The organism is Roseofilum acuticapitatum BLCC-M154 (assembly GCF_030068475.1).
Taxonomy (GTDB): domain Bacteria; phylum Cyanobacteriota; class Cyanobacteriia; order Cyanobacteriales; family Desertifilaceae; genus Roseofilum; species Roseofilum acuticapitatum.
In genome coordinates, this window is the sequence record NZ_JAQOSP010000091.1 from 86,459 (window position 1) to 111,809 (window position 25,351).

Here is a 25,351-nt window from a genome sequence, read left to right on the forward strand (position 1 = left end):
CAAATAAGAAAAAGCTAATTCATCGATTCACGATCATGCCATCAGACACTTTTATCCAATCTTTGATCTCTCCTCAGAGATCTCAACTCTCTTTTCATCCTCAATTTCTAGAACAATTGAACCCTAAGAGTGAAAAAATTGCTATCTTAGCTACCAACGAATTTGAAGGCTTCTCTAAAAATGGGGGGATTGGCACATACTACACGGCTTTGAGTGAAAAACTCGCCGGGGAAAATTGGTTGATTATTTTATTATTATGCCAGAGCGAAGAACCATTTCAAGGAGTCTCTAAAACCCCCAATGTCGATCGCGTATTTTCTGCGGGTGAAGTGGCAACGGTACTGCAACTGCAACCCATTCACGAAGCCATTTTAGCCCACACCCAGGAAAATGGAGTCAGTCAAAGCTTTGATGCGGACAGTTTTTGTTGTTTATTCTTCACTCAAGCGATCGCCACTGCCTTTCCCCAAGCTGTGATTTATGTTGAATTTCCAGTCATTTGGGGATTTGGTTATCGTACCCTTCAAGCCAAACGAGCGGGTTTACTAGGCAATCATTGTTTACTGGGAGTAACCGATCATGGCGGTTTTGAATGGTTACGAGAAACCAACAGTCGCTATAAGATTGATTATCCCCAGTGGTTTTGGCAAGCCTATCACTATGAACAATATTCCTATGAACAGGCGGATCTGACTTGTTTTCCCTCTTACTTTCTCAAATCTAAGGTGGAAGGTTATGGTTGGAAAACGGCTCATGCAGTTCATTTACCCTATTTTATTCCCCTTCTTGATTTATCCCCTCAACCCCTGGCTCAACCAGACAATGACAAGATCTCCGTTATCTTTTTTGGTCGTTTAGAGGAGAGAAAAGGACTCTGTAGTTTTGTAGAAGCCTTGCAGTTACTAGAGTCAGATTGGGCTAAAAAGATAGAGATTTTATTCTTGGGTCGAATCATTTCTTTAGAATCAACGGCTCTGAAAGGATTGGATAGTCAAGCCTATATCGATCGCCAATTACAAGGAAAATTTTCTTATCAAATTTTACCAGATTTATTTAGTCAGGAAGCCTTGGAATTAGTCAATCATCTGCCCCACCCTATTGTTTGTCTGTGTAGTCTTCAAGAAAACTTTCCCAATGCTGCCTTGGAAATGGGACAATTGCCGGTGTCTCTGGTGGTGTCGAATACGGGAGGGTTTCAAGAAACCTTAGATCTGATTGCCAGAACAGAAGGTTTGCGCTGGTTTGAGCCAGGAGATGCCTATTCCTTAGCCGGTAGACTTCGGGAGTCCATGTTAGCCTATCCTGAAACTCCTGCTGCTCCCGATCGCTCCCTTCTAGAACAAACCAATAAAAAACTCCTGAATCAAAGACTCGAACTTATGAGTGAAGCATTCCTACAGTCGGCTCCTAACCCCCCTGAAAACACCTCGCATTACTATCGGTGTCATCGGCAATTCCGATCGCCAACTTCTTGCAGAGTGTCTAGAGAGTTTAGCCGCACAAACCTATGACAATCTAGAAATTCTGATTGCAGATTCTGGTGTAATGGATGAAAGGTTCCCTGAAGAACAGTTTCCTCATGCTCGCAGAGTTGAACTTGAGGTGAATCAAACATTGGGCTATGGTTATAATCATTTAGTTAAGCTGGCAACGGGAGAGTATTTCTTACCGTTTAGTAGCGATCGCCTGGCTTTTCCGGATATGGTTGAACGCTGGGTGAGCATTATCGCCCAATCTGATGCAGCCATTGTCATGTCTCCAGAGATGAAACTAGACCCGGATCTAGAAGTATCGAATGGTCATGATGGCTCCTTGCTCAAACTCTTAGACTTGAATCAAAATCAAGATTTGTGTGCCTTGTTTTCCCTAGAGTTCTTGCAAGAATTCCCTTACTGTGAAGTGCGAAATATACAAGCCTTAAACTGGCAGCTTTTAGCGGCGGAGATCGCCACCGATCGCACCATTGCCTACTATCCCTATCCCCTCTACCTGAGTGGTTCAGATGCAGAAGGGAGAATTGCACCAGAAAACCTACCCAAGGAACGGTATTATCTCCGCCAATATTTATCACAAATTGAACCCGAAAAATGGACTCGACGACAGCTTAATCTTCTGCTCACCGGAGTTGAATAACTCTCACAATTACAGTCCAGTCAATCCAGTCAACTTTGGCAACTTCATCAAGAGAAAACCCGCTATCAAGCTTTAGCCTCCCAGTCCCAAGCTTGGATGCAAACCGCCATCGAAACCCAAAAGGAATTGGAGGCACTCCAGGCGCAAATTCAGAATAATCAAGCCATGCGCTAGAATTGCAAGGTAGGTGGGCATTTCCCACCCTACTGGAATTGATGCAAAAGGTTAAGGTGCAATCCCTATGGAATTTATTAACCCCAAAACCGACTATGCTTTCAAGAAAATCTTTGGCTCAACTCAAAGCAAGAATATTTTAATCAGCTTTCTAAATGGTTTAGTCTATGAAGGGAATTCTACCATCAAAGATCTAGAAATCATTAATCCCAACTTACCGCCTCAACTGGAAGGGTTGAAAGATACCTATCTGGATGTCAGAGCGACTCTCAGTGATGGTACACTGGTGATTATTGAAATGCAGGTCTTAAATGTTGAGTCTTTTGGCAAGCGAGTCTTATTTAATGCGGCAAAATCTTATGCCTTTCAACTGCAAAAAGGGCAAGGCTATCGAATGCTCAAACCCGTGATTGCTTTGACAATTACGGATTTTGAGATGTTTCCTAAACGCACTCAACTCATTTCTCGCTTCGTTTATCGAGAGAAATCAGAAGGATGGAACTACCCTGACAATGACTTGGAGTTAGTCTTTGTGGAATTACCCAAGTTTAACAAAGACTTAAATCAGCTTGAAACTTTAACCGATAAATGGATTTACTTTATGAAATTTGCGCGATCGCTCACCTCTATTCCCGAATCCCTCAATGAGATTCCAGAATTGCATCAAGCCTTTGAGATTGCCAATGAAGCGGGTTTAACACCAGAGGAACTAGAAGCGCTAGAGCGTCGGGAAATGTTTATTTACGATCAACAGGGGGCGATCGCTTTGGGGATTCAACAAGGCATTGAACAAGGCATTGAACAAGGCATTGAACAGGAAAAACGTGACCTTGCTCGAAAATTATTGAGTCAAATGAATGATGAGGAAATTGCACAATTGACGGAATTAAGTTTGGAGGTTATTGCCGCTTTACGTGAGGAAATATAGCCAGTAAGAGTGTAGGTTGGGTTTCGTTCCTGAACCCAACCTACTTGCTAGTCCACTACTGTGCTGATATTCTATACAATATTTAATCGAAACTATGCCACAATATGACCTGTATCATCATGAAGTGAAAAATGCATTGACCAAAGATGGGTGGATAATTACTGATGATCCTTATACCCTAGAGTACAAAGGACTACGGCTATATGCAGACTTGGGGGCAGAAAAATTATTCGCCGCAGAGAAAGAAGAACAAAAAATTGTGATTGAAATTAAAGTCTTTAATAGTCTTTCACAAATCACAGAACTGCAAAAAGCCATAGGACAGTACAATATGTATCAAAGTATTTTAAACCGTATTAGCCCAGAGCGCAAACTGTTTTTAGCTATTTCAGAGGAAGTATACAACGATTTTTTTCAAAGACCAGCGATTCAAGACATTCTCAGCGATCAAAATATTCACTTAATGGTTTTTAATCCCGATCAGGAGGTTATTCGTCAATGGCTCAACTAGAGAATAATTTAGAAGATTATCGCAAAATCATTAACCAAGTTCTTCAAAATCATGGTCAATATCAACCCAGTCATGGAAAAATAGAAACTCTAATCATTAGAGATGAAAGTGCTGATAACTATTTATTAATTGATACCGGGTGGGATCGAACCGGAAGAGTTCATGCTGTGGTCTTTCATCTAAGAATTGTTAATAAAAAAATCTGGATTGAAGTAGATGGTACAGAAAAAGGAATTGCTTTAGAACTGATGGAATTAGGCATTCCTCAAGAAGATATTATTTTAGGATTTGTTCGCCCCCAACACCTTCAGGTTACCAAGGTTTAATATCAAATCCTTAAATGGTGGCTACTTTCTGCGTACTCTAGAGACAGGGTGAGGGAGGGCGGGTTTCCGCAAGCGGACATGAATACAAAAATGGTTGTCAGTCTACAAGATTTGGGTATAACCCGCCCCTACCGATCAAGACATGCCTTATTACTTACATTTAAGGTAAGGTGGGCATTGCCCACCCTACTCATCCCAATTAAATTTCATCCCTAAATACGCTTCTAGCCTCTGATTGTGGGGGCGAAAAAAGTCAGCTAGAATCTGGCGCAAGTCTTCATCCAGGGGAGCATACGATCCGGGATTATAATTGGGATATGCGGGTAAAGGATAATCGGGTACGCCCAAGAAATCGAACACTTGAGTTAAAGTCGCGGCAGGATGGGCATAAAAGTCTTCACTTTGGAGGATTAAAATTTGTTCTCTGGGAAAGACAGCCATCCATTTCTCTAAAAAGTAAACGTATAAGCCAAATAACAAATCCCCTTTTTCTTTGTGCCAATATTCAGTATCCGCTAGAGTGGGATGGGATAGACGATTAATGGCTGCCATCTCGGAGGTAATTACGTCTAAAAAAGTTCTGGTTTCTTTCTCAAATTCTACTCTCATTTGATACTGAGAAAAGGCTCTCAACACCGGGTTGCGTAAAAGCACAATCAGTTTAATTTTGGGAAACAGACGGGCGACTTCCTGTTCAGCATAAAAACTAACTAGATACCAGGGGGTGGCTTCGCCGGTCAACAGGTTAGCATCTTTGGGAATGGGGGAGAAATGGGCTAAGTACCAGTCTAATCCATAGGAGAGATTTTGATTAAAAAAGAAGACTTCTTTCTTAAGGGCGGGAAGGATTTGAGGATGGTTTACCAGGTAATGATAGAGTGAACTGGTTCCACCTTTGCCAATGCCAATAATCAGGAAATGGGGTTGGCGCAAGGTGGAATTGGATTGATTACAGAAATTTTCGCTGCTATACCCTGCATTTTGATCCCCCCAACCCCCCTTAAAAAGGGGGGCTGTATTGTTGTTAGCTCCATCCTGAGAAGACTTTAATCCTTTCTGATAACTGGCAGCCTGATATGCGGAAATGGCGGCAGTTAAGTCTCCTTGTTGGGCGTATAAATCTCCCAAATCTACATGAGCTATGACTGAATCAGGTTGCTGTTGAGTGATTTGCTGGTAAATCTCAATGGCTTCTGGAAGTGGGCGGCTCTTTTTGATTTCCACGATCCTTTTATAGGCTTGCTTCAAAAGAGGATCGATGGGCTGCAATTCTTGGTAGGAAAGAAAGACGTTTAAGTAACACTCGATCGCCCGTTGCCACTGCTGTTGCTGTTCCCAGATTTTCCCCAAGTGATAGTGAGCGGGATAAAAGTCGGGCTGGAGTTCGATCGCCCGTTGGTAAGCGGCGATCGCCTCCTCAATATGGCCCTGTTGCTGATAACATCGCCCTAAGTGAAGATGAACGTTAGGGGAATGAGGATGAATCCGTAAGGCTTTTTGATAATGGTTAATCAGTGGCTCAATGGACATAGGAGCATTTCAGAAAATGGGCGGTTGCAGTTTAATAGCTCGACGATAACAGAGGGTGGCTTCATCGGTTTGCCCCTGTGCTGCCAATAGATCTCCTAAGTTTTTGTGTAGCCAGGAATAGTTGGGATTAAGTTCAATGGCTTGGCGATAGGAGTCCATTGTCCCCTCATAGTCTCCTTGGCTCAGTTGCACTCTGGCTAGATTATGGTAGTGCCAGAATGAGGGAGAAGGATTAGTTTCAATAGCGCGGGTGTAGTGGGCTAGGGCTTGGCTCTGTTGACCTTGTGCGGCTAAAATATCCCCCATATGATGGTGTGACCAAGCATGATTAGGATCGATCGCCAGCGCTCTTTGGTATGCAGCGATCGCCTGTTGGGAGTCTGATTTTTGCTCCCAAGCTTTGCCTAACCGGAAGTAAATCTCTGCATGAGCGGGGAAGGTAGCGATCGCCATCTGATAGATAGAAATGGCTTCATCGGTTCGCTGCTGTTCGACTAACCAGTTCCCCCAATGCAAGTAGATGTCAGGTTTATGGGGTTTGAACTCTAGAAAGGCTTCTGGGTTTTGAGAGGATTCAGGGTTGGCTTGCATGGCTTTAAGATACCAATGGGCAGCTCGTTCTAAATCTAATCTGGCTCGTTCTCGAAAGGCATAAGCCAGCTTTTCCTCCATGCCAGATCGCTCTGGATCTAATTCTAAGGCACGGCTATAGGCGGCGATCGCCTCTTCCCACTGCTGACATTCTACCAAAGCATCCCCTAAATAATGGTAGGTCAACGCCGAGTTTTGGTTCAGTTGAGTTATGAGTTTAACATAGATCGTGAAGCGATCGCCGCGATCGGAACCCCGCCAATTTTCAGGGATCATTGCCCATGACCTTTCACTATACTCGAACCGTTCGCTTTGCAGAAACCGATGCTGCTGGTGTCGTTTATTTTGCCCATCTGTTTCAGTTTTGTCATGAAGCCTATGAAGCCTCTTTAGCTGCTGCTGGAATTGACTTAAAGAAGTTCTTTTGTCAACCGAAGATAGCCTTTCCCATTATTCATAGTGAAGCCGATTTTTATCGCCCTTTGACTTGTGGAGATTCCCTAGAAATTGAATTAGTACCGGTACTTTTAGATCCAGAACGATATGAAATTAATTATACGATCAAAGTGGGCGATCGCGTCGCCGCTAAAGCCATGACTCGCCATGTCTGCATTGATGCTCACCAGCGCACCAGGCAAGCTGTACCAAAATTCTTACTCAACTGGCTTGATCAATGGTCAAATGAATGACTGTTTCTACGAAAATTTATTGAGCCGCCCTCTCCCGTGGGAGAGGGGGTTGGGGGTGAGGGCTGTACCTTATCGCAACTTCAGAATCTGGGCAGTCACTGCCAAACTTTCCTCATATAAAACATCTCGTCCCCAGCGTTGCAACTGTTGACTCATCATCTCTTCTGCCTTCTGATCCGTCACCGCAGTCACCTGTTCAGTACGACTATTACTGGCACTGCCACCGGCTTCCATCCGCATACAGCCAGTCATTTCCGAACACAAAATTGTGCAACAATTGGCATTAGGATTACTAGAATTGAGTAAAACTCCGACTAAATCCCCTGGAATTTCACCCCAGTCAGCCGTCGGAATACCCGCTAACTCCACCTGAATTTTCTTATTTTCTGGCCCCGAAAATTCAATCCGTTTAATATCATAATCACCCCCTTCATTATGATAAGCGATCGGTTGCCAATCGAGACGACTGGCTAACCATCCCAAAAACATCAAAGCTTGGGCATCATTACCTTTTTCATAGTCAATGGTCACCTGATCGATATCCCCTAGAGAATTTCGGCGCTCTGGAGGATCAAAGGCAGCAGCCGTTAATTCTTGCCAGGGGTAAAAGCGATGCCAATTGAGGTCAGCAATATAGGTTTCCGATTCGATCAACTCATGAATTTTCAGTAATTCTGAAGCCGGATCGCTGAAATAGCAGGAATCGACCACAATACAATTGGCTTGTTCAGCTAAGTGCTGAAATAGAGGTTGTTCTGGGTTAGGGGTGGCTTTCCACCAAACAAACTTGGGTAAATCGGGAATTAAGAGGGAAGAAATCAGGTCTTTAACGCGCTCTAAAGCTTCCTTTGTCCCTCGCAGGGTAATGTATTCACAACACACCAAGGTGCTACTGCTACTACTTTTTTGAATGGGACAATAGGCAGAAACTTGGGCACTCACCCCTCGATCTTCTCCTAAAACGGGACAGAGGGTAATGATCCGACAGGGATTTTGGGAGGCGATCGCCTCACTGACACTCGATCCCCGCAAATCCACATTACTAAACTGGGTAGTTTGGGAGGGCGATCGCTTGCTATACTTCTCGCGCAAACGGTCTAGCGTCTCCCCATCAATGCGACTGTTAACCCTCAAACCATAGGCGATCTGAGCCTCACGCACCGCATCCTTCATCATCGGGCCATTAATACCATCAATACAGCCACTATAGAACCCCAAACCAGCCAACAACTGTTGGAATTCCTCCGGCTCATAGATCACCATACTAAACGTCGCCGCTCTTGTGGCCACTGGGCTGGCTTTGCCTGTATTTTGGCTCAACCAAATCTTATTCAGTTCCGCCTCAATCTCTCCTAGAGAGATATCCTTGGGTTTTTGTAACGTAACAATTGGAGTAGAAGTCATGATGAGTAATAGGTAATGGAACAGGAAAAGCCCTCTCCCTAAATCCCTCTCCCCAGGGAGAGGGACTTTCACTTCCTATTCCCCTTCTCCTGCGGGAGAAGGGGCTAGGGGATGAGGGGGCCAAGTGTTGGTAACTCACTATAATTTGTTGTATGAACTCTCTAAAGTCTGCGCCACCGGCGGCCATCTCGGTTCAGCAATAACTCTGCCTCCACCGGTTCCCACGTCCCCGCCTCATACAGGGGAATCGCTTCCGGAGGAGCGGGAGCATCCCAAACATCTAATACCGGAGTTAGCACTCGCCAAGAGGCTTCCACCTCATCCCCGCGAGTAAACAGAGTCTGGTCACCTAACATACAATCGATCAACAAGCGGCTATAGGCATCCGTATTCGCTTGACCAAAAGCGCGATCGTAGCCAAAATCCATATCAACCGATCTCGTCCGCAAAGAACTCCCCGGCGTTTTCACCTCAAAGCGCATCGAAATCCCCTCATTCGGCTGAATACGCATCGCCAGCACATTCGGATTCGCCTGTTTGGCCGCCGACTGGAACATCAAATAAGGCACTTCCTTAAACTGAATCGCAATCTCCGAAACCTTTTTCGGCATCCGTTTCCCCGTCCGCAAATAGAACGGAACCCCCTTCCAGCGCCAATTATCAATATTCAACTTCAGCGCCGCATAAGTAGGAGTCACTGAATCCGGACTTGCCCCTTCCTCATCCCGGTATCCCGGAACCGGCTTACCTCTACTCCAACCCGACGTATATTGACCTCGAACCGCACAAGCATCTAAATTACTCAAATCCGCCAAATGAGTGGCCTGTACCACCTTCACCTTCTCATTGCGAATACTATCAGCATCCAAAGAATTCGGCGGTTCCATCGCCGTCAAGGAAAACAACTGCATCAAATGATTTTGCACCATATCCCGCAGCGCCCCAGAGGTTTCATAATAGCCAGCCCGTCCTTCTAAGCCGACCATTTCCGCCACCGTAATTTGCACATGGTCAATAAACTGGCGATTCCACAGGGGTTCAAAAATCGCATTGGCAAACCGAAACACCAACAAATTTTGTACCGTTTCCTTACCCAAATAATGGTCAATGCGGTACACCTGCTTTTCATCACAGACTTGAGTCACCACCCGATTTAGAGTCCGAGCGCTCCCCAAATCTCGGCCAAAGGGCTTTTCAATCACCAACCGTTGCTTACTGGGATCGTCTAACATCCCCGCATTCCCCAACTGTTGGGTGGCTTCCCCAAAGAAGCGAGGGGCAACCGACAGATAAAAAACCCGGTTGCCGCGAGTTCCCCGTTGGCTATCGAGTTCTTCCAGAAAAGCTTTGAGCTGTTGATAACTTTCCGGGTTATCAATATCTCCAGGACAGTAAAACAGTCCTTGAGCAAACTCCTTCCACAACTCTTCTGACTGAAGGCCGCCGCCAAATTCTTCTACGCCTTCGCGCATATGCTCCCGAAAAAAGTCATGGCTCCATTCGCGACGAGCCACCCCCACAATCGTTAATTCAGGGGGCAGTCGTCTCTCTAATTTCATCTGGTAGAGAGCCGGGACTAATTTGCGTTGGGTGAGGTCTCCAGATGCACCAAAAATAATTAAAATCTGGGGTTCAGGAATGCGGTCTTGTTGCAGTCCAACGCGCAGAGGGTTTTCTGTGAGTGTAACCATAGAGAGTTAATCGGCAATAGTTGGGTCTAAGTCTAGTGGGCTTATTTTAGGTCTGAGGCACGGTTGAGGAAAGATTCGGCTAATGCCACATCTTCTGGGGAGCCAATAATCAGAGGAGTCCTAGCGTGCAGTTCTTTAGGGATGACCTCTAAGATGTCTTGAGTCCCTGTACTGGCTCGGCCTCCGGCTTGTTCAGCTAGAAAGGCTAGGGGAGCGGATTCATAGAGTAATCGTAGTTTACCTTCGGGTTTTTTCAGAGTTCCAGGATACAAAAAGACTCCTCCCTGGAAGAGAATGCGATGAAAATCACCGACTAAGGCTCCCCCATAGCGAGCGGTGTATCCTTCATGGCGATGAACATAGCGCACGTAGTCCCGGATGGGTTCATCCCATTGCCAAAAATTACCTTCATTCAGGCTGTAGACGGCTCCATGGCTGGGGATTTGGATGTTTTCTCGGCTGAGGATGAATTCTCCTAAACTGGGGTCTAGGTTGAAGGCATGAACTCCATTGCCGACGGAATAGACGAGTATGGTGCTGGGGCCATAGAGGATATAACCGGCGGCGATTTGTTTGTGCCCATTTTGGAGGAGGTCGGAGGCACTGGCATCTAAGTCCATGCCTTCTTGTTGGCGGATGGAGAAGATGGAGCCGACATTGAGGTTGGTATCGACGTTGGAGGAGCCGTCGATGGGGTCATAAATGAGGGTATGGCGACCGATGGGGCAGTTTTCGGGGATGTAATAGGGTTTTTCCATTTCCTCGGAGGCGAGGCGACAGACGAGGCCGCTTTGTTTGAAGACGCTGATGAATACGTCGTTGGCGTAGACATCCATTTTTTTGACGGATTCCCCTTGGATGTTGGTTTCTCCTGTGAAGCCGAGAACGTTATCCATCAGTCCAGCTCTGGATAGACGACGGGAAATGAGTTTTCCGGCTAGGGCAATGCGATTCATGATCGCACTGAGGTCTTGAGCGTCTGGGGAAAAGCTGTGTAGTTGTTGGAGGACATGACGGGATAGGGTGGTACAATCCCGGTCTAGGGCATGTTCTTGGGCAACTTCGACATGGGCATCGGCCATGGATTAGGTTCCTCTTGGAGCAATGGACAGGGGTGACCGCAAGGGTCGGAGGTCGTTGATATGAAGCTTTTTGATTATGTTAAGGAATGCTGTTGGGCAATGGCTGTAAGCTTAAGGTGAATTACAGAAATGGTCAGGGCGGATTGGGGTAAGGCAATTTTGGGGGAGATTGACGGGATTAATTCTGAAAAAAGAGAAGTAATTCTTGCTTGCAAATGGCGATCGCCTACTGAGCGGTTCTGAGGGGAGGATCGTTCTTAAGAGTTTCTGGGTATTGATTGGGTTTTAAACCCTCTGACCGATGGTTCAAGTTATCCTTTATAATTTTAATCAAGATCCCACACCAGATGAATGCACGTCCTCAAAGACTCTAATGTTAAATCTGACTTCTGTTGTCATTAATGAATTTTTAGTAAAAATTCGTGAAGGTTACCAGCGAACTTATGGTGGCTATAAACCTGATTATGCGGATATTATCGTTTGGGCCGGGAGTATGGCCCTAGAGAATATTGCCAATAGTGATGCCCTTTATCATAATGTGGAACATACGATTTTTGTAACGTTGGTGGGGCAAGAAATTCTACGGGGAAAACATATTCGGGAAGGTGGAGTTTCGGCAGAGGATTGGCTCCATTTTATGATTTCTTTGCTCTGTCATGATATTGGCTATATTAAGGGGGTTTGTCGTCAGGATAAGCATTCAGAACGGTTGTATGATTCGGGAATTGATAATAGTATGGTTAATTTGCTGCCAGGGGCAACGGATGCGGCACTTACGCCTTATCATGTTGACCGGGGGAAGCGGTTTATTGATGAGCGGTTTGGGGGTCATAAATTAATTGATGCAGAGGAAATTAAACGCAATATTGAGCTGACTCGTTTTCCGGTTCCGAAGGATGAAGATCATGTGGATACGGCGAATTATCCGGGTTTGGTTCGGGGGGCGGATTTGATTGGTCAGTTGAGCGATCCGCAGTATTTGCAGAAGATTCCGGCGCTGTTTTATGAGTTTGAGGAAAATGGGGCGAATAAACAGTTGGGGTATGAAAATCCTGGGGATTTGCGGAATAATTATCCGGCGTTTTTCTGGAATGTTGTTTCTCCTTATATTAGGCCTTCGTTGAATCATTTGAAGTTGACTCAGGAAGGAAAGCAGGTGATTGCTAATTTGTATGCGAATGTTTTTCGGGTGGAACATGAGGCGCAAACGGATCGGTTTGTTTGAGGGATGCTAGAGGGAGTATTAAGGTAGGATAGAGGGGATTTTGAGGTGTTAGGAGAATAAGTTATGGATGTGATTCCGGCAATTGATTTGCTCCAGGGAAACTGTGTGCGCTTGTACCAGGGGGATTATGAGCAAAGTCAGGTGTTTGATGAAAATCCGGTGGCGATCGCCCAACAATGGTTTTCTCAGGGCGCAAAACGCTTGCATGTGGTGGATCTCGATGGCGCGAAGTCGGGACAGTCGGTGAATTTGGAGGTCATTCGGGCGATCGCCCAATCGATCCCGATTCCGGTACAAGTGGGGGGCGGCTTGCGAAACTATGCAGGGGTAGCCAATTTGCTCTCTACTGGGGTCAAACAGGCGATTCTAGGCACGGTGGCGGTGGAAAATCCCGAACTTGTCCAACAGCTCTGTCAGGAGTTTCCAGGGCAAATTATGGTGGGTATTGATGCCCGCGAGGGTAAGGTGGCAACGAGGGGATGGTTGGAAACTTCGACGATTTCGGGGATTGAATTAGCCCAACAATGTGCCCAAATGGGGGTTTATGGCATTATTTATACGGATATTCACCGGGATGGAACCCTGAAGGGGCCGAATATTCCGGCTTTGCGAGAAGTGGCGGAAGCCGTGAATGTGCCGGTGATTGCTTCCGGTGGAGTCAGTAGTGTGACGGATTTGCTCAGTTTGTTGGCCCTAGAGCGTTTGGGGGTGACTGGGGTGATTGTGGGTAAGGCGTTGTATACGGGGGATGTGGTGCTGAAAGAAGCGCTCCAGGCGATCGGGCCCGGTCGTTGGCAGGATGTGCCTCCGGATTTGGATTCTTCAGCAATGGCGTAAAAGCAATTCAAAATCTAAGTCCGGTGAATGGGAAAAGAGAAGCGGGAAAGATGCCCGCTTCTTAACAAATTTTCATGTCCGCTTGCGGAAACCGGACTTGATATTATTCCTCCTCAACTGGGCGTAAGGGAATTTCTACAATAAACTTAGCCCCTTCTCCCGGCTGAGAAACACACCTGAGTTGTCCGCTATGTTTTTCCACCACGATTTGATAACTGATGGACAAGCCTAAACCGGTTCCGGAACCCACGGGTTTAGTCGTATAGAAGGGATTAAATATTTTTTGGATAGTTTCCTCGGTCATGCCTGGGCCATTATCGGCGATACTGATTTCAACGGATTGGCGATCGCTCACTTGCGTGGAAACGGTAATCGAAGGGTGTCGATCTGAGGCTTCTACACTGCGTTGATCTTGCATCGCATCACAAGCATTGGTGAGTAGATTCATAAACACTTGATTCAGTTGGGAAGCATAGCAATTGACTAAGGGTAAATTGCCATACTCTTTAATAATTTTAATTTCTTTCTCATTGCCCGATTCTTTGAAGCGATTTTGCAAAATGAGCAGGGTACTATCAAGTCCATCATGAAGATTAACCGGTTTTTTATCCGCTTCATCGAGTCGGGAGAAGTTTCGCAGAGAGAGGATGATATTCCGGATGCGTTCGGCTCCCACTTGCATCGAATTCAGGAGATTTTTTAAGTCTTCGCTAATAAATTCGAGATCGATATCTTCAATAAGTTCTTCGATTTCTTCGACGGGGTTCGGGTAATGGGTTTGATAGAGATCGATCAGGGCGAGTAAATCTTGTACATATTCGGTAGCGGGGGCGAGGTTCCCATAAATAAAGCTGACCGGATTATTGATTTCATGGGCAACCCCGGCAACCATTTGACCTAAACCAGACATTTTTTCGGTTTGAATCAGTTGAGCTTGCGTCCGTTGTAGCTCTTCTAGGGTTTGGGATAAATCTTGATTTTTCTCGTTTAATTCTTGGGTGCGCTCTTGTACTTTTTGCTCCACGGAGGCATAGAGGAGGGCGTTATCGAGGGCGATCGCCGCTTGGGAGGATAAAACTTGCAGCACTTCAATGCGATCGCCAGTAAAGGCATCCGTTGTCAGGTTATTCTCTAAATAGAGGATGCTGATCAGTTGCCCTTGGCTGACAATGGGAATACAGAGAATTGACTTAACTTTATGTTTAATAATATACGGATCATTGGTAAACTGACCCTCTTGACAGGCATGACTTAAGACCACATCTGAGAGCGATCGCTCCACATAGTTAATGACGCTAACCGGTAATTCTTCACTGGTTTCTAGGACTTTAGATTCCGAATTAATCATCGCTTCCTCATCGACAGATGCTGAAGCAGAAATCAGTAACTTACCCTCTTTGGGGAGCAATAGAAATCCCGATTGCGCTCCCGCATTTTCAATCAAGATTTTCATTAAATTGCCTAAAAGCTTATCTAAAACAATCTCACTAGAAATAGCTTGAGACGCTTTGAGAACCGTATTTAAATCCAGACTACTCGAAATTGAGTTGGTCGAGGTGTGAATAGTTTTATTCACATCTAAAGCTTCCGTAGGTTGGCTCAATTTCGCTGCTAATTGAGGATATTCTAATTGCAGAGATTCAACCTTGCGCTTAACTCCCCATTTCTGGTAATTATAGTAAGCTTCTCGTAAATGCACCAGAGCATAAGAAAACTTATTGTTTTGCAGCCAAAAATCAGCCGCCCGTTCATTTCCTAAAGCTTGAACTGCAATTAACTCATGCTCAGTTGCTACGGCGATCGCGCGATCGTAAAGATCGATCGCCAACTGAAAGTCATTTTTCACACGAGCCAATTCCGCCTCTACCAATAAATACTTAGGCAAAAAATTCGCCGCACAATTTTCAGACCAAATCTTTAACTGATTCTGATTCTTTCTCACCTTACTTAAAAGAACCTCTTTTTCATCCTCCTCTACCCCGTCACAAGCCGATAGATACACCAATGATGAATAAAAATTATACTCAGTTACCGGCACAGTCCCCAGAATCAACTGAAGTTGCTCCGAAATCTGCTTACTCAGAGCTAATGCTGCCTCTAGATTGCCATAAATATATAACGTTTGCATCTTGAAAATCTGATAAATACACAGAGCAAACAGATTCTGATTTTGCTGACAAAGAGCAACATATTCCGCTTCAGTTAAACTAGGGCCATCAAAATTTAACGGCTCATCCGTTTGAGCATCTAAATTATGCAATACCAACTGTAAACCGAGTAAAATCTCCGTAACCAATTGATTTTCCGTTTTCTGTGCAAAGGGTAAATACTTAGGAATTTCTTCTAGAATCTCATTAACCGGTTTACCCTGCACAAAGAAATTAATCGACTGATTATGCAGCACATACCCCGCATACATTAAATCACCAGAATCCAATGCAGACTGATATGCTTCATTTCCTAAAGCCGTTGACTCTTTCATGGGATTAAACCAATAATTTAAAGTGCTAACTAAACAAACTCCAGCTTTATAAGTCGGATGTCCCCACTTTTGATTAAGTTGATAGGCAACCCGGCCCAAATCATACGCATTTCTGTACTCTCCAAACAAATTCACCAACAAAATGCCATAAGTCGGCAAAAAGAAACCCACTTCTGGGGTATATCCCTCCTCTAAAACCAACCTTGCACCCGTCAGAATCATCAGCGTCCACAACTGGATATTGAGCATATAAGTTGGGGGTGCTAAATTATTCAATAACTTCACCTTCATTTGGCTAACTGAATCCTCCATTAAAGGTTGATCCAGTAACTCTAAAATCGGCCGATTTCCTAACGCTTGACCCGCTTTTTCCAACTCCTGGGGAATCACCCGATCTAAATGTTCAGTAGGTAACTCTATTCCTAACAACCCTAGAGCTATACGTCCTACTTCTACCGCTTTTTGATATTGACCTCTTAACGTATTTTGAATTAACAGAATATTGTAAATTTCCGCCTTCTCAAAATCAGAGTCAACCTGGGATAACACTTCAGAGGTTAAAGCTTCTGATTCCGCAAAATTACCATTCAGATACTCCACATCTGCCCGCTCTTTATATAAGGCAAAAGCAAAATTATGATCCAACTGCCAAATATTATCCGGTAAACGACTCATTGCCTCTTTTAGATATTGGGAAGCAGCCACAAACGCGGTAGCATCTTTCGCCCGTTTTCCAGCCTCCAAATTCAATTGAGCTAATTCCAAAATTTCTTCATGCTCAGTAATTAAAGATCGACCCACATTCATATGATCGACCAACTCAAAAATGCGTTCACTGCGATATTCAACCGGTGTTCTCTCTAAAAGCATCCGACCAATTTTCAGATGCACTGCTTTCTTATCCGTATCATCAATTAAAGCATAGGCTGCCTGTTGCACGCGATCGTGGGAAAACTTATAATTCAAGATTAATAATGGAGCCGTGACTAAATCTAAATCCACCAATTCCCTACCCGAATTTGGTTGGATCATTTTTTCCTCAATTGCCGGTAATAAATCTTGAAATGTTCCGTAGGATTCCTTTTCATAAATCAAGGATAAGGTATTTAAATCAAATTGATTTCCTAAGCAGGCTGATAATCTTAAAACGTCCTGGGTTTTTTCTGGGAGTTTTCGCAACTTCCCAATCATCAAGTCCACCACATTTTCTGTAATACTCATGGACTCAATTTCCGCCAAATTCCAAGACCAGCCACCCATGATATCTGGCTGAGGAGGCACAAAAGTCAGGAGCTTTTCTTGATACAAAGTCTTGAGGAATTCATTGACAAAAAATGGATTTCCAGCCGTTTTGTTTTTCACCAACTCTGCTAAAGGTCTAACTAACCCTTGAGCTTGATGTAACGTCTCCGAAATCAGTTGCCGAATTTGATTCAGATTAAGATTTTCTAAGTGAATTTGATTAATCGTCACCGACTGAATCCGCAAAGAATCTAGCATCATAATCAAGGGATGGCTCGGACTCACTTCATTATCGCGATAAGCTCCAATCAAGAAGAAGTTTTGAACTTCTCCTTCAGTCAGCATTAGCTCAATTAATTTTAGAGTTGCAGAATCAGCCCATTGTAAGTCATCTAAGAACATTACTAAGGGATGTTCGGGGGCGCAAAAAATACGCACGAAATTTTGAAAGACTAAATTAAATCGATTTTGAGATTCTGTTGGCCCTAATTCTAGAACGGGAGGTTGGGGGCCGATAATATATTCAATTTCTGGAATGACATCAATAATGATTTGACCATTTGGGCCAAATGCTTCTAAGAGCTTCTCTTTCCATACCTTCAGTTTTTGTTCGCTTTCAGTGAGCAACAAATTCACCAATTCTGAAAAGGCTTTAACAATAGCAAAATAAGGAATACTGCGCTGAAACTGATCGAACTTACCCAAAATAAAATAGCCATTTCTGCGGGTGATTGGTTTATAAATTTCTTGGACTAAAGCCGATTTTCCGATGCCAGAATACCCACTCACTAGCATAAACTCTTTTTGCCCATTGGCTACCCGCTCAAAAGCGGCTAATAGGGTATCAATTTCTTTATCCCGTCCGTAGAGCTTTTCGGGAATCTTAAACTTATCGGAAATATCTTGTTCCCCTAGGGGGAAGAAATCAATAGAATCATTTTCTTTCCGGTTGACTAAACACCGCTCTAAATCTGCAAGTAATCCCCAACTGCTTTGATAGCGATCTTCTGCATTTTTGGCTAATAATTTCATCACCAAATCTGATACAACTGGGGGTATTTCCGGATTCACTACATGGGGAGCGATGGGTTGTTTAGCAATGTGACAATGGATGAGTTCCATGGTTTCATTGGCTTCAAAGGGAAGCTTGTGGGTCAGCAGTTCATAAAATGTAGTGCCCAAAGAGTAAAAATCTGTGCGATAATCTAAACTGCGATTGAGTCTTCCGGTTTGCTCCGGAGACATATACGCTAAGGTTCCTTCAATGGTGGGAGCATGGCTGGATAACGGAGCTTCTCGGTTAAAAATTGTAGAGATACTTAAATCAACCAGTTTAACTTGTCCAGTGGCAGGATTAAAAGCAATATTGGCAGGATTGATATCTTTATGAATAATATTGGCTTGATGCAAATCTCCGAGACTTTTAACAATTCGGATAGCTAAGTTCAGAAAGCCTAAAAGCGTAAATTTTTGAGAAGCCAATAATTGTTTTAAGGATTCTCCACCAAAATCCTCTAAAACCATGACTAAAGAATTCTTATAGGTTTCTAGAGCATAAGCCTTCACCACGCTGTCGAGATTGAGGCGATTGAGGAGTTCAAATTCTTGTTGGTATCGATTTCTCTCCTCTACTGTGGGATAATCTTCCTTTAGCACCTTCAAGATCACGGGCAGATTACTTTTTTGTTGACAACCCCGATAGACTACTGTTTTGTCACTTTCATAGATCTTGGCAAGAATTTGGTAGCCGCTTAGATTGATCATAATCAAATACTCTAAATTGCTTTGGGGAAGTACGGATAAGATACTCTGGGTAGAAAAGAAGCAGGCGACCAGAGGCGATCGCACCTACCCTAGATCAAGATTACCTCACCAATTTAGCAAAATACAGTCATGGGCGCTGATCCTGCACCATTAGACACTCCTGTGGGGGCGAAAAATTCTTCGCCCCCACACCATGGCTCTATTCCATCCACTGACTGTGGAAAAACTCCCCTCTCGGTTTATCAATGCGCTCATAGGTATGAGCGCCAAAGAAATCCCGTTGCGCTTGAGTCAAATTCTGGGGTAAAGTCGCCCGACGATAACTATCAAAGTAGTCCAAAGACGCACTAAAAGCCGGAACCGGAATCCCCAACTGACAAGCCAGAGCCAAAACTTCCCGCCAAGCTTGCTGACGGTCTAGAATACTCTGCTTAAACTCAGGAGCAAGCAACAAATTGGGCAAACTGGGATTATCCTTAAAGGCTACCTTGATCTTATCCAAGAAGCCCGCTCGAATAATACATCCGCCTTTCCAAATGCGGGCAATTTCGCTCAGATTTAACTCATAACCAAACTCCTGAGAAGCCTTACTCAGCAGCGCCATCCCCTGAGCATAGGAACACATTTTCGAGCAATAGAGAGCATCCCGAATCTTAGGAATAAATGCCTTTAGGTCTCCCTCATACTGGCCACTGGGCCCCGTTAACTCCTGAGAAGCTGCTACCCGCTCCTCCTTATAGGAAGACATAATCCGCGCATTCACGGCTGCGGTAATGGTAGGAATACTCACGCCTAATTCCAGAGAAGTGACCACCGTCCATCGTCCCGTGCCTTTTTGACCGGCTGCATCTACAATTAAATCGATGACATGCTGGTTAGTATCGGGATCGATTTTGGTAAAGATATCCCTGGTAATCTCAATCAGAAAGGAATTGAGTTCCTCGGTTTCGTTCCATTCCTTAAACACTTCATGGAGTTCGGGATTGCTTAAACCTACGGCATTTTTAAGCAAATCATAGGCTTCGGCAATGAGCTGCATATCGCCATACTCAATGCCATTGTGAACCATTTTCACATAATGGCCCGCTCCCCCCTTACCAATAAACGTCACACAAGGGCCATCATCGACTTGGGCCGCAATTTTCGTCACAATGGGTTCTAATTCTTTGTAAGCGTCTGGGGTTCCCCCTGGCATTAAACTGGGGCCATTGAGCGCTCCTTCTTCACCGCCACTGACTCCCATGCCTACAAACCCTAGGTTACAGGCTTCGAGATCTTTGGTGCGCCGTTCGGTATCTTCATAGAGAGAGTTACCCCCATCGATGATCATATCCCCTTCTTCGAGTAAGGGCTTGAGACTATCGATCACTGCATCAACGGGTTTACCCGCTTTTACCATAATCAAAATTTTGCGCGGGCGAGCGAGTTTTTGCACAAACTCTTCCAGGGTTTGGGCGGCTAAAAAATTCTTGCCCTTGGCTCTGGTGGCCATAAACTCTTCCGTTTTGGCATAAGTGCGGTTATAAACCGTTACGGGAAAGCCATTGCGTTCTACATTTAGGGCTAGGTTTTCACCCATAACCGCAAGGCCGATTAGACCAAAACTTGGCTGTGTCATATGTTTGTATACTCGTGTAACCAACAATTGCTTGCTGTAACAGCAAATTATCTACAAGGTTAGCCCGATCTATAAAATAGTCCCGTAAAGAAGATATTAAGTCTGGGCCGTCACGGTAAAATGACCCTGTAGGCTGTAAACAGAGAATTAGTAACAGAGGGTTCAGCAGACATGGCACGAATTCTGGCATTGGCCGTTGGTTTGGGAAGTTTCGCTTTTTATATGGCTTTCTTCTTTTTTCCAGAGGTTTATCGGCGCAAAAGTGATTTTATCTGGAGTGGGTTAGGTTTTCTGTATGCTCTCACCCTCTGGTTTTGTGCCGGACGGTTTACGGGTGCGGTGATGCTGGGCCAAATGGCGGCTGTTCCTTTGCTGTTGTATTTGGGTTGGGAAACCTTAACGTTGCGTCGCCAATCTACTCCTTCAAGCGAGCAAACTCCTGTGGAGGTGGAACAGTTAAAGCAGAATGGGTTGGGCGCTCTGAATCGTTTCTTGAAGCGGTCTCCGGCTCCAGAAGGGGCTGTGCCTACGGCTGAGGCTCCAGAGACTAGGACTACTGTTGAGCCAGAGGAAGCACTATTAGAAACTTCTGCTCCTGTAGAAAATGAATCGACTCCTGGAGAAATGCCTATTTCCGAGTCGGAAAGCCCAGAACCTGAGCCGGAATCTGAAGAGGTGCAAGAGTCTGTGGAATCGGAGTCGGAAACAGAGCTGACAGAGGAAGTAGAGGATAAGGAGGCGATCGCCCCAGATGCTCCTCATGAGAGTACGATAGAATCTGCGCCAGAACCTGACGAATTTGAGGAATCTGCTGAACCGGTCGTTACTGAATCTCCCATTCCTTCACCTTCGGCCACTGCTCCACAGCCTAAATCTAAAACCCTATCGGGGTTATTGGGCCTGTTTAATGGTATTAAAAGTCGATTCCAAAAATCCAAACCGGAGGAAACTCCCTCTTCAGATGAAGAAATCTTTACGCCAGAAGAGCCAGAATTCTCGACTCCAACCCCAGAACCCTCAGAACCCGAAAGCACAGAGGAACCGGTAGCGGAAACTCCAGCCACTCCTGAGCCGGAAATAGTACAAGAGGCAGAAATTAACCCAGAAGATCCTTCTGAGCCAAAAAATGATGAAATTCCCGCTCCTTCAGGTTCAGACTTGCCGGAGACCGATTCAGAGTCTGCTGAGACGACCGAAGAAGAGGGGGTGGAATCCTCTATAGCAGGTGAAAAAGCGGAGCCAGAAACCGATGAGGACACTGAACCCGAATCGACAGATGCTCAGGAGAATAAACCCTCTCGTTCTTAGTCTTGCAGAGGCAAAAAACGCAGATAAATGCCCGTAAAATTTAGGTCAGGGATGCGATCGCCTCTTAAAGCCGATCGACTTCCCTGTTAAAATCTGACTACAGACTCATAACCCTTTTGTCCCTAACCCTTCCCAATAGCACCGTGACAGCAGCAAAAGACTATAAAACCACCGTCAATTTGCCCAAAACTGGCTTTGATATGCGGGCAAATTCCACCAAAAAAGAGCCGGAACTGCAAAAATTTTGGGCAGAGCATCAAATTTATGAAAAGCTCTCCCAAGACAATCCAGGGGATTTGTTCATTCTCCATGATGGGCCGCCCTACGCCAATGGTTCTCTGCATATGGGCCATGCGTTGAATAAAATCCTTAAGGATATTATCAATAAGTACAAGTTGCTGCAAGGCCATAAAGTCCGCTATGTGCCGGGGTGGGACTGTCATGGACTGCCGATTGAACTAAAGGTGCTTCAAGCGATGAAAGCTGACGAGCGCAAGCAGTTAACCCCCATTACCCTGCGCCAAAAAGCAGCCGAGTTTGCCCAAAAAACCGTTGATGAACAGCGAGCAAGTTTTAAGCGCTATGGGATTTGGGGAAATTGGCAGAACCCCTATTTAACCCTGACTCCGGAATATGAGGCGGCCCAAATTGAGGTGTTTGGGCAAATGGTGCTGAAGGGTTATATTTATCGAGGCCTGAAACCGGTTCATTGGAGTCCCAGTTCTCGCACTGCTCTGGCTGAGGCTGAGTTGGAGTACCCGGAAGGCCATACCTCCGATAGTATCTATGGGGTGTTCCGCATGGTGCATCTCAATGATGGGGTGTTTGCTGAACTTAATCCGTTTATGGCGGATCTGGGAGTAGCAATTTGGACGACAACTCCTTGGACAATTCCGGGGAATTTGGCGGTAGCAGTGAATCCAGAGTTGACTTATGCGGTGGTGGAAACCCCTTGGGGTAAAGCAACAGCGAAGAAGACCAAAGGGAAAGGATTTGCGAAAGGAAGTGATGATGAGCCGGGAAATACGGGTAAAGTGAGTCTTCCCAAGTATATTTTAGTTGCAGAAGGGGCGATCGCCCGCTTATCAGAAGAATTGGACGTGAAGCTAACCCCGAAGGCGAAAGTCAAGGGGCAAGATCTGGAGCATTGCACCTATCAACATCCTTTATTTAACCGGGAGTCTCCCATTGTGATTGGTGGCGATTATGTTACTACGGAGTCCGGTACGGGATTGGTTCATACTGCCCCTGGCCATGGTCAAGATGATTTTATTGTCGGTCAACGCTATGGACTGCCGGTGTTATCGCCGGTGAATGATGCCGGCGATCTGACGGAATTGGCGGGTAAATTTGCAGGATTAAATGTGCTAAAAGATGCGAATCCAGCAATCATTGAAGCCTTGACGGAAGCGGGTGCATTAATCAAGCAATCCCCCTATGTGCATAAGTATCCCTATGATTGGCGCACGAAAAAACCGACGATTTTCCGGGCAACGGAGCAATGGTTTGCTTCGGTGGATAAGTTCCGGGAAACGGCTTTAGAGGCGATCGCCTCGGTCAAATGGATTCCTGCTTCTGGCGAAAATCGGATTACTTCCATGGTTGCGGAGCGATCGGACTGGTGTATTTCCAGACAACGGAGTTGGGGCGTACCCATTCCAGTCTTCTACCATCAAGAAACCAGAGAAGTGCTGTTAACCCAAGAAACCATCGACCATGTGAAAGCCATTATCCGCGAGCAAGGTTCTGATGCTTGGTGGACTCTATCGGTAGAGGAGTTATTACCGCCCAAATACCAGAAAGAGGCGAAGAACTACCGCAAAGGCATGGATACCATGGATGTGTGGTTTGATTCCGGTTGTTCTTGGGCAGGGGTAGCGGCATCGCGGAAAGAGTTGAAGTATCCGGTAGATCTGTATTTAGAAGGCTCCGATCAGCACCGGGGTTGGTTCCAGTCTAGTTTGCTCACCAGTGTGGCAACTCAAGGGATGGCTCCCTATAAGAGTGTTTTAACCCATGGGTTTGCTCTGGATGAACAGGGACGGAAGATGAGTAAGTCTCTGGGTAATGTGGTCGATCCCTATGAGATTATTAACGGGGGTAAAAATCAGAAGGAAGCCCCCCCCTATGGGGCGGATGTGCTGCGTCTGTGGGTGTCTTCGGTGGATTATTCTTCCGATGTGCCCATTGGTAAGACGATTCTGAGACAGTTGGGGGATGTGTATCGCAAGATCCGCAATACGTCCCGGTTCCTGTTGGGGAATTTATATGATTTCGATCCGGAGCGCGATCGCATCCCCTATGAGGAAATGCCAGAGTTAGACCAGTATATGTTGCATCGCATGGGGGAAGTGTTCGCCCAAGTGACGGAAGCATTTGAAAGTTATCAGTTTTTCCGCTTCTTCCAAACCGTGCAGAATTTCTGCGTGGTAGATTTGTCTAACTTCTATTTGGATATTGCCAAGGATCGGCTCTATATCAGTGGCGAAAATGGTAAGCGTCGCCGCAGTTGTCAGACAGTGCTGGCGATCGCCGTGGAAAACCTAGCACGGGCGATCGCTCCCGTACTCTCCCACATGGCGGAAGATATCTGGCAAAATCTGCCCTACAAAACCCCCCATGAGTCGGTCTTTCAGGCGGGATGGTTAGTCACTGAACCCTATTGGCATAATCCCCCCCTAGCCCAAAAATGGACAAAATTGCGCCAAATTCGCACAGAAGTGAATAAGGTGTTAGAAGGGGCAAGAAATGCGAAGGCGATCGGCTCGGCTCTAGAAGCGAAAGTCTTGCTTTATGTCGCCGATGCCAAGTTCCGGGAACAGTTAGAAGCGTTTAATCCTGAACTCTCCGTTGCCCTCAAACCGCAACCGCAACCCGTGGTAGGGGCGGGTTCAGAAAAGGTTGGCTCTTCCAACCCAGATCTGGGTGAACCTGCCCCTACGGAACCAGGATCTTTAGGCGAATTAACCGCAGTTGCCACTCGATGGTGGAAACAATGGCGGCAGTGGGTAAAAGATTATCCCCGCGCCTTCTTAACTCTATTCGTCTTAGTCGGTGGAGCAGTAACGGTCAATGTAGGCTGGACAACGGCTCAATCGATGCTGAAATTGCCGATCATCTCCTTACTGTTGGAACTGGTGGGCATTATCTATACCATCTGGTTTGTGCGCCAACGACTCCTTTATGCCCAAGAGCGTTCTGCGCTGTTGAGTCAGGTGAATACCGCAGTACAAGAGTTTATGGGAACCGGAAAAGCATCCGAACCGGTTGCAGAAGAGGTCACTTCGACTCCACTCAGTGACCTCAGTGTAGAAGCGCCATCGGAGACTCCAGAAGATGTCACTATCGGCAATGGAGTGGATGAATTGCGCTATCTATTCATTACTTCCCAGGTAGAACTGGTAGACAATCTCAAGGCGGTAGAAGGACTTGAGCATAAAGCAGTCACTGAGACTCTAGGGATTGGTGTCGTGAAAGCAGAGGGTGAAAAATGCGATCGCTGCTGGAACTATTCCACCCATGTTGGCGAAAGCGCCGAACATCCAACCCTCTGCGAGCGGTGCGTTTCTGCCTTAGATGGGGAGTTTTAAGGGGTAGGGGTTTTCCTCTTCCCCCCTGCTTATTAAGCAGGGGGGTTTCATTTTCCTTTGGTTAAAACTAATCTGGGAATGGATAATATCAAGTCCGGATAAAGGGTGAAGAAGCGGGCAAGATGCCCGCACTCCTCTAATCCCTTGATATTGCTGGAGTGGGAGCGTCTCGCTCCCTAAGTTTTTAATCATGGTATTTCCGCTTCGCGGACATGAACAATCGGAC

The 25,351-nt window shown here is 45.5% G+C and carries 17 protein-coding genes; 10 read left to right on the forward strand and 7 right to left on the reverse strand.

Annotated features, from left to right (window positions below; genetic code table 11):
- Nucleotides 1-35 precede the first annotated feature (35 nt).
- From PMG71_RS14040 to PMG71_RS14060, 5 genes are all read left to right on the forward strand, one after another.
- Nucleotides 36-1,511, forward strand: coding sequence for a glycosyltransferase family 4 protein (locus PMG71_RS14040; RefSeq protein WP_283754326.1), 1,476 nt, complete (start codon nucleotides 36-38; stop codon nucleotides 1,509-1,511).
- Nucleotides 1,512-1,521: 10 nt separating this feature from the next.
- Nucleotides 1,522-2,133, forward strand: coding sequence for a glycosyltransferase family A protein (locus PMG71_RS14045; protein WP_283754343.1), 612 nt, complete (start codon nucleotides 1,522-1,524; stop codon nucleotides 2,131-2,133).
- 241 nt (nucleotides 2,134-2,374) lie between these two features.
- On the forward strand, nucleotides 2,375-3,235 hold the full coding sequence (locus tag PMG71_RS14050) for an Rpn family recombination-promoting nuclease/putative transposase (RefSeq protein ID WP_283754327.1): 861 nt from the start codon (nucleotides 2,375-2,377) through the stop codon (nucleotides 3,233-3,235).
- A 94-nt stretch (nucleotides 3,236-3,329) separates the two neighbouring features.
- Nucleotides 3,330-3,746, forward strand: a complete 417-nt coding sequence (locus PMG71_RS14055; protein ID WP_283754328.1) for an element excision factor XisH family protein — start codon at nucleotides 3,330-3,332, stop codon at nucleotides 3,744-3,746.
- The gene (locus PMG71_RS14060; protein WP_283754329.1) at nucleotides 3,734-4,072 is read left to right on the forward strand and encodes a XisI protein; all 339 of its coding nucleotides are present in this window, start codon (nucleotides 3,734-3,736) and stop codon (nucleotides 4,070-4,072) included. The genes PMG71_RS14055 and PMG71_RS14060 overlap by 13 nt, the downstream gene beginning before the upstream one ends.
- Nucleotides 4,073-4,258: 186 nt before the next feature.
- Here the strand turns inward: PMG71_RS14060 and PMG71_RS14065 are convergent, their stop codons facing one another.
- Nucleotides 4,259-5,602 (reverse strand): tetratricopeptide repeat-containing sulfotransferase family protein, encoded by a 1,344-nt coding sequence (locus tag PMG71_RS14065; protein WP_283754330.1) that lies wholly within the window; start codon nucleotides 5,600-5,602, stop codon nucleotides 4,259-4,261.
- A gap of 9 nt (nucleotides 5,603-5,611) precedes the next feature.
- The gene (locus tag PMG71_RS14070) at nucleotides 5,612-6,469 is read right to left on the reverse strand and encodes a tetratricopeptide repeat protein (RefSeq protein ID WP_283754331.1); all 858 of its coding nucleotides are present in this window, start codon (nucleotides 6,467-6,469) and stop codon (nucleotides 5,612-5,614) included.
- Nucleotides 6,470-6,474: 5 nt separating this feature from the next.
- Between PMG71_RS14070 and PMG71_RS14075 the strand changes: the two genes are divergently transcribed.
- Nucleotides 6,475-6,882, forward strand: a complete 408-nt coding sequence (locus tag PMG71_RS14075; RefSeq protein WP_283754332.1) for an acyl-CoA thioesterase — start codon at nucleotides 6,475-6,477, stop codon at nucleotides 6,880-6,882.
- 69 nt (nucleotides 6,883-6,951) lie between these two features.
- Here PMG71_RS14075 and opcA read toward each other — a convergent pair whose 3' ends face one another.
- The 3 genes from opcA to fbp form a co-directional block, all read right to left on the reverse strand.
- Nucleotides 6,952-8,286 carry a glucose-6-phosphate dehydrogenase assembly protein OpcA gene (gene opcA / locus PMG71_RS14080; RefSeq protein WP_283754333.1) on the reverse strand — a complete coding sequence of 445 codons (1,335 nt, stop codon included), beginning with the start codon at nucleotides 8,284-8,286 and terminating at the stop codon, nucleotides 6,952-6,954.
- A gap of 161 nt (nucleotides 8,287-8,447) precedes the next feature.
- Entirely contained in the window at nucleotides 8,448-9,977 is a 1,530-nt protein-coding gene (gene zwf / locus PMG71_RS14085) for a glucose-6-phosphate dehydrogenase (protein ID WP_283754334.1), read from the reverse strand.
- Nucleotides 9,978-10,018: 41 nt separating this feature from the next.
- Nucleotides 10,019-11,059 carry a class 1 fructose-bisphosphatase gene (gene fbp / locus PMG71_RS14090; protein WP_283754335.1) on the reverse strand — a complete coding sequence of 347 codons (1,041 nt, stop codon included), beginning with the start codon at nucleotides 11,057-11,059 and terminating at the stop codon, nucleotides 10,019-10,021.
- Nucleotides 11,060-11,432: 373 nt separating this feature from the next.
- Here fbp and PMG71_RS14095 point away from each other — a divergent pair, with 373 nt between their 5' ends.
- Nucleotides 11,433-12,284 carry an Npun_R2479 family HD domain-containing metalloprotein gene (locus tag PMG71_RS14095; RefSeq protein WP_347179288.1) on the forward strand — a complete coding sequence of 284 codons (852 nt, stop codon included), beginning with the start codon at nucleotides 11,433-11,435 and terminating at the stop codon, nucleotides 12,282-12,284.
- Between the two features lie 63 nt (nucleotides 12,285-12,347).
- The gene (gene hisA, locus PMG71_RS14100; protein WP_283754337.1) at nucleotides 12,348-13,121 is read left to right on the forward strand and encodes a 1-(5-phosphoribosyl)-5-[(5-phosphoribosylamino)methylideneamino]imidazole-4-carboxamide isomerase; all 774 of its coding nucleotides are present in this window, start codon (nucleotides 12,348-12,350) and stop codon (nucleotides 13,119-13,121) included.
- A 103-nt stretch (nucleotides 13,122-13,224) separates the two neighbouring features.
- Here the strand turns inward: hisA and PMG71_RS14105 are convergent, their stop codons facing one another.
- The gene (locus tag PMG71_RS14105; RefSeq protein ID WP_283754338.1) at nucleotides 13,225-18,609 is read right to left on the reverse strand and encodes a trifunctional serine/threonine-protein kinase/ATP-binding protein/sensor histidine kinase; all 5,385 of its coding nucleotides are present in this window, start codon (nucleotides 18,607-18,609) and stop codon (nucleotides 13,225-13,227) included.
- A gap of 199 nt (nucleotides 18,610-18,808) precedes the next feature.
- Entirely contained in the window at nucleotides 18,809-20,227 is a 1,419-nt protein-coding gene (gene gnd, locus PMG71_RS14110; protein ID WP_283754339.1) for a decarboxylating NADP(+)-dependent phosphogluconate dehydrogenase, read from the reverse strand.
- A 171-nt stretch (nucleotides 20,228-20,398) separates the two neighbouring features.
- Between gnd and PMG71_RS14115 the strand changes: the two genes are divergently transcribed.
- Together PMG71_RS14115 and ileS are read left to right on the forward strand one after the other, a co-directional pair.
- Nucleotides 20,399-21,535, forward strand: coding sequence for a Ycf66 family protein (locus PMG71_RS14115; protein WP_283754340.1), 1,137 nt, complete (start codon nucleotides 20,399-20,401; stop codon nucleotides 21,533-21,535).
- 143 nt (nucleotides 21,536-21,678) lie between these two features.
- Nucleotides 21,679-25,125 carry an isoleucine--tRNA ligase gene (gene ileS / locus PMG71_RS14120; protein ID WP_430541014.1) on the forward strand — a complete coding sequence of 1,149 codons (3,447 nt, stop codon included), beginning with the start codon at nucleotides 21,679-21,681 and terminating at the stop codon, nucleotides 25,123-25,125.
- Nucleotides 25,126-25,351 lie beyond the last annotated feature (226 nt).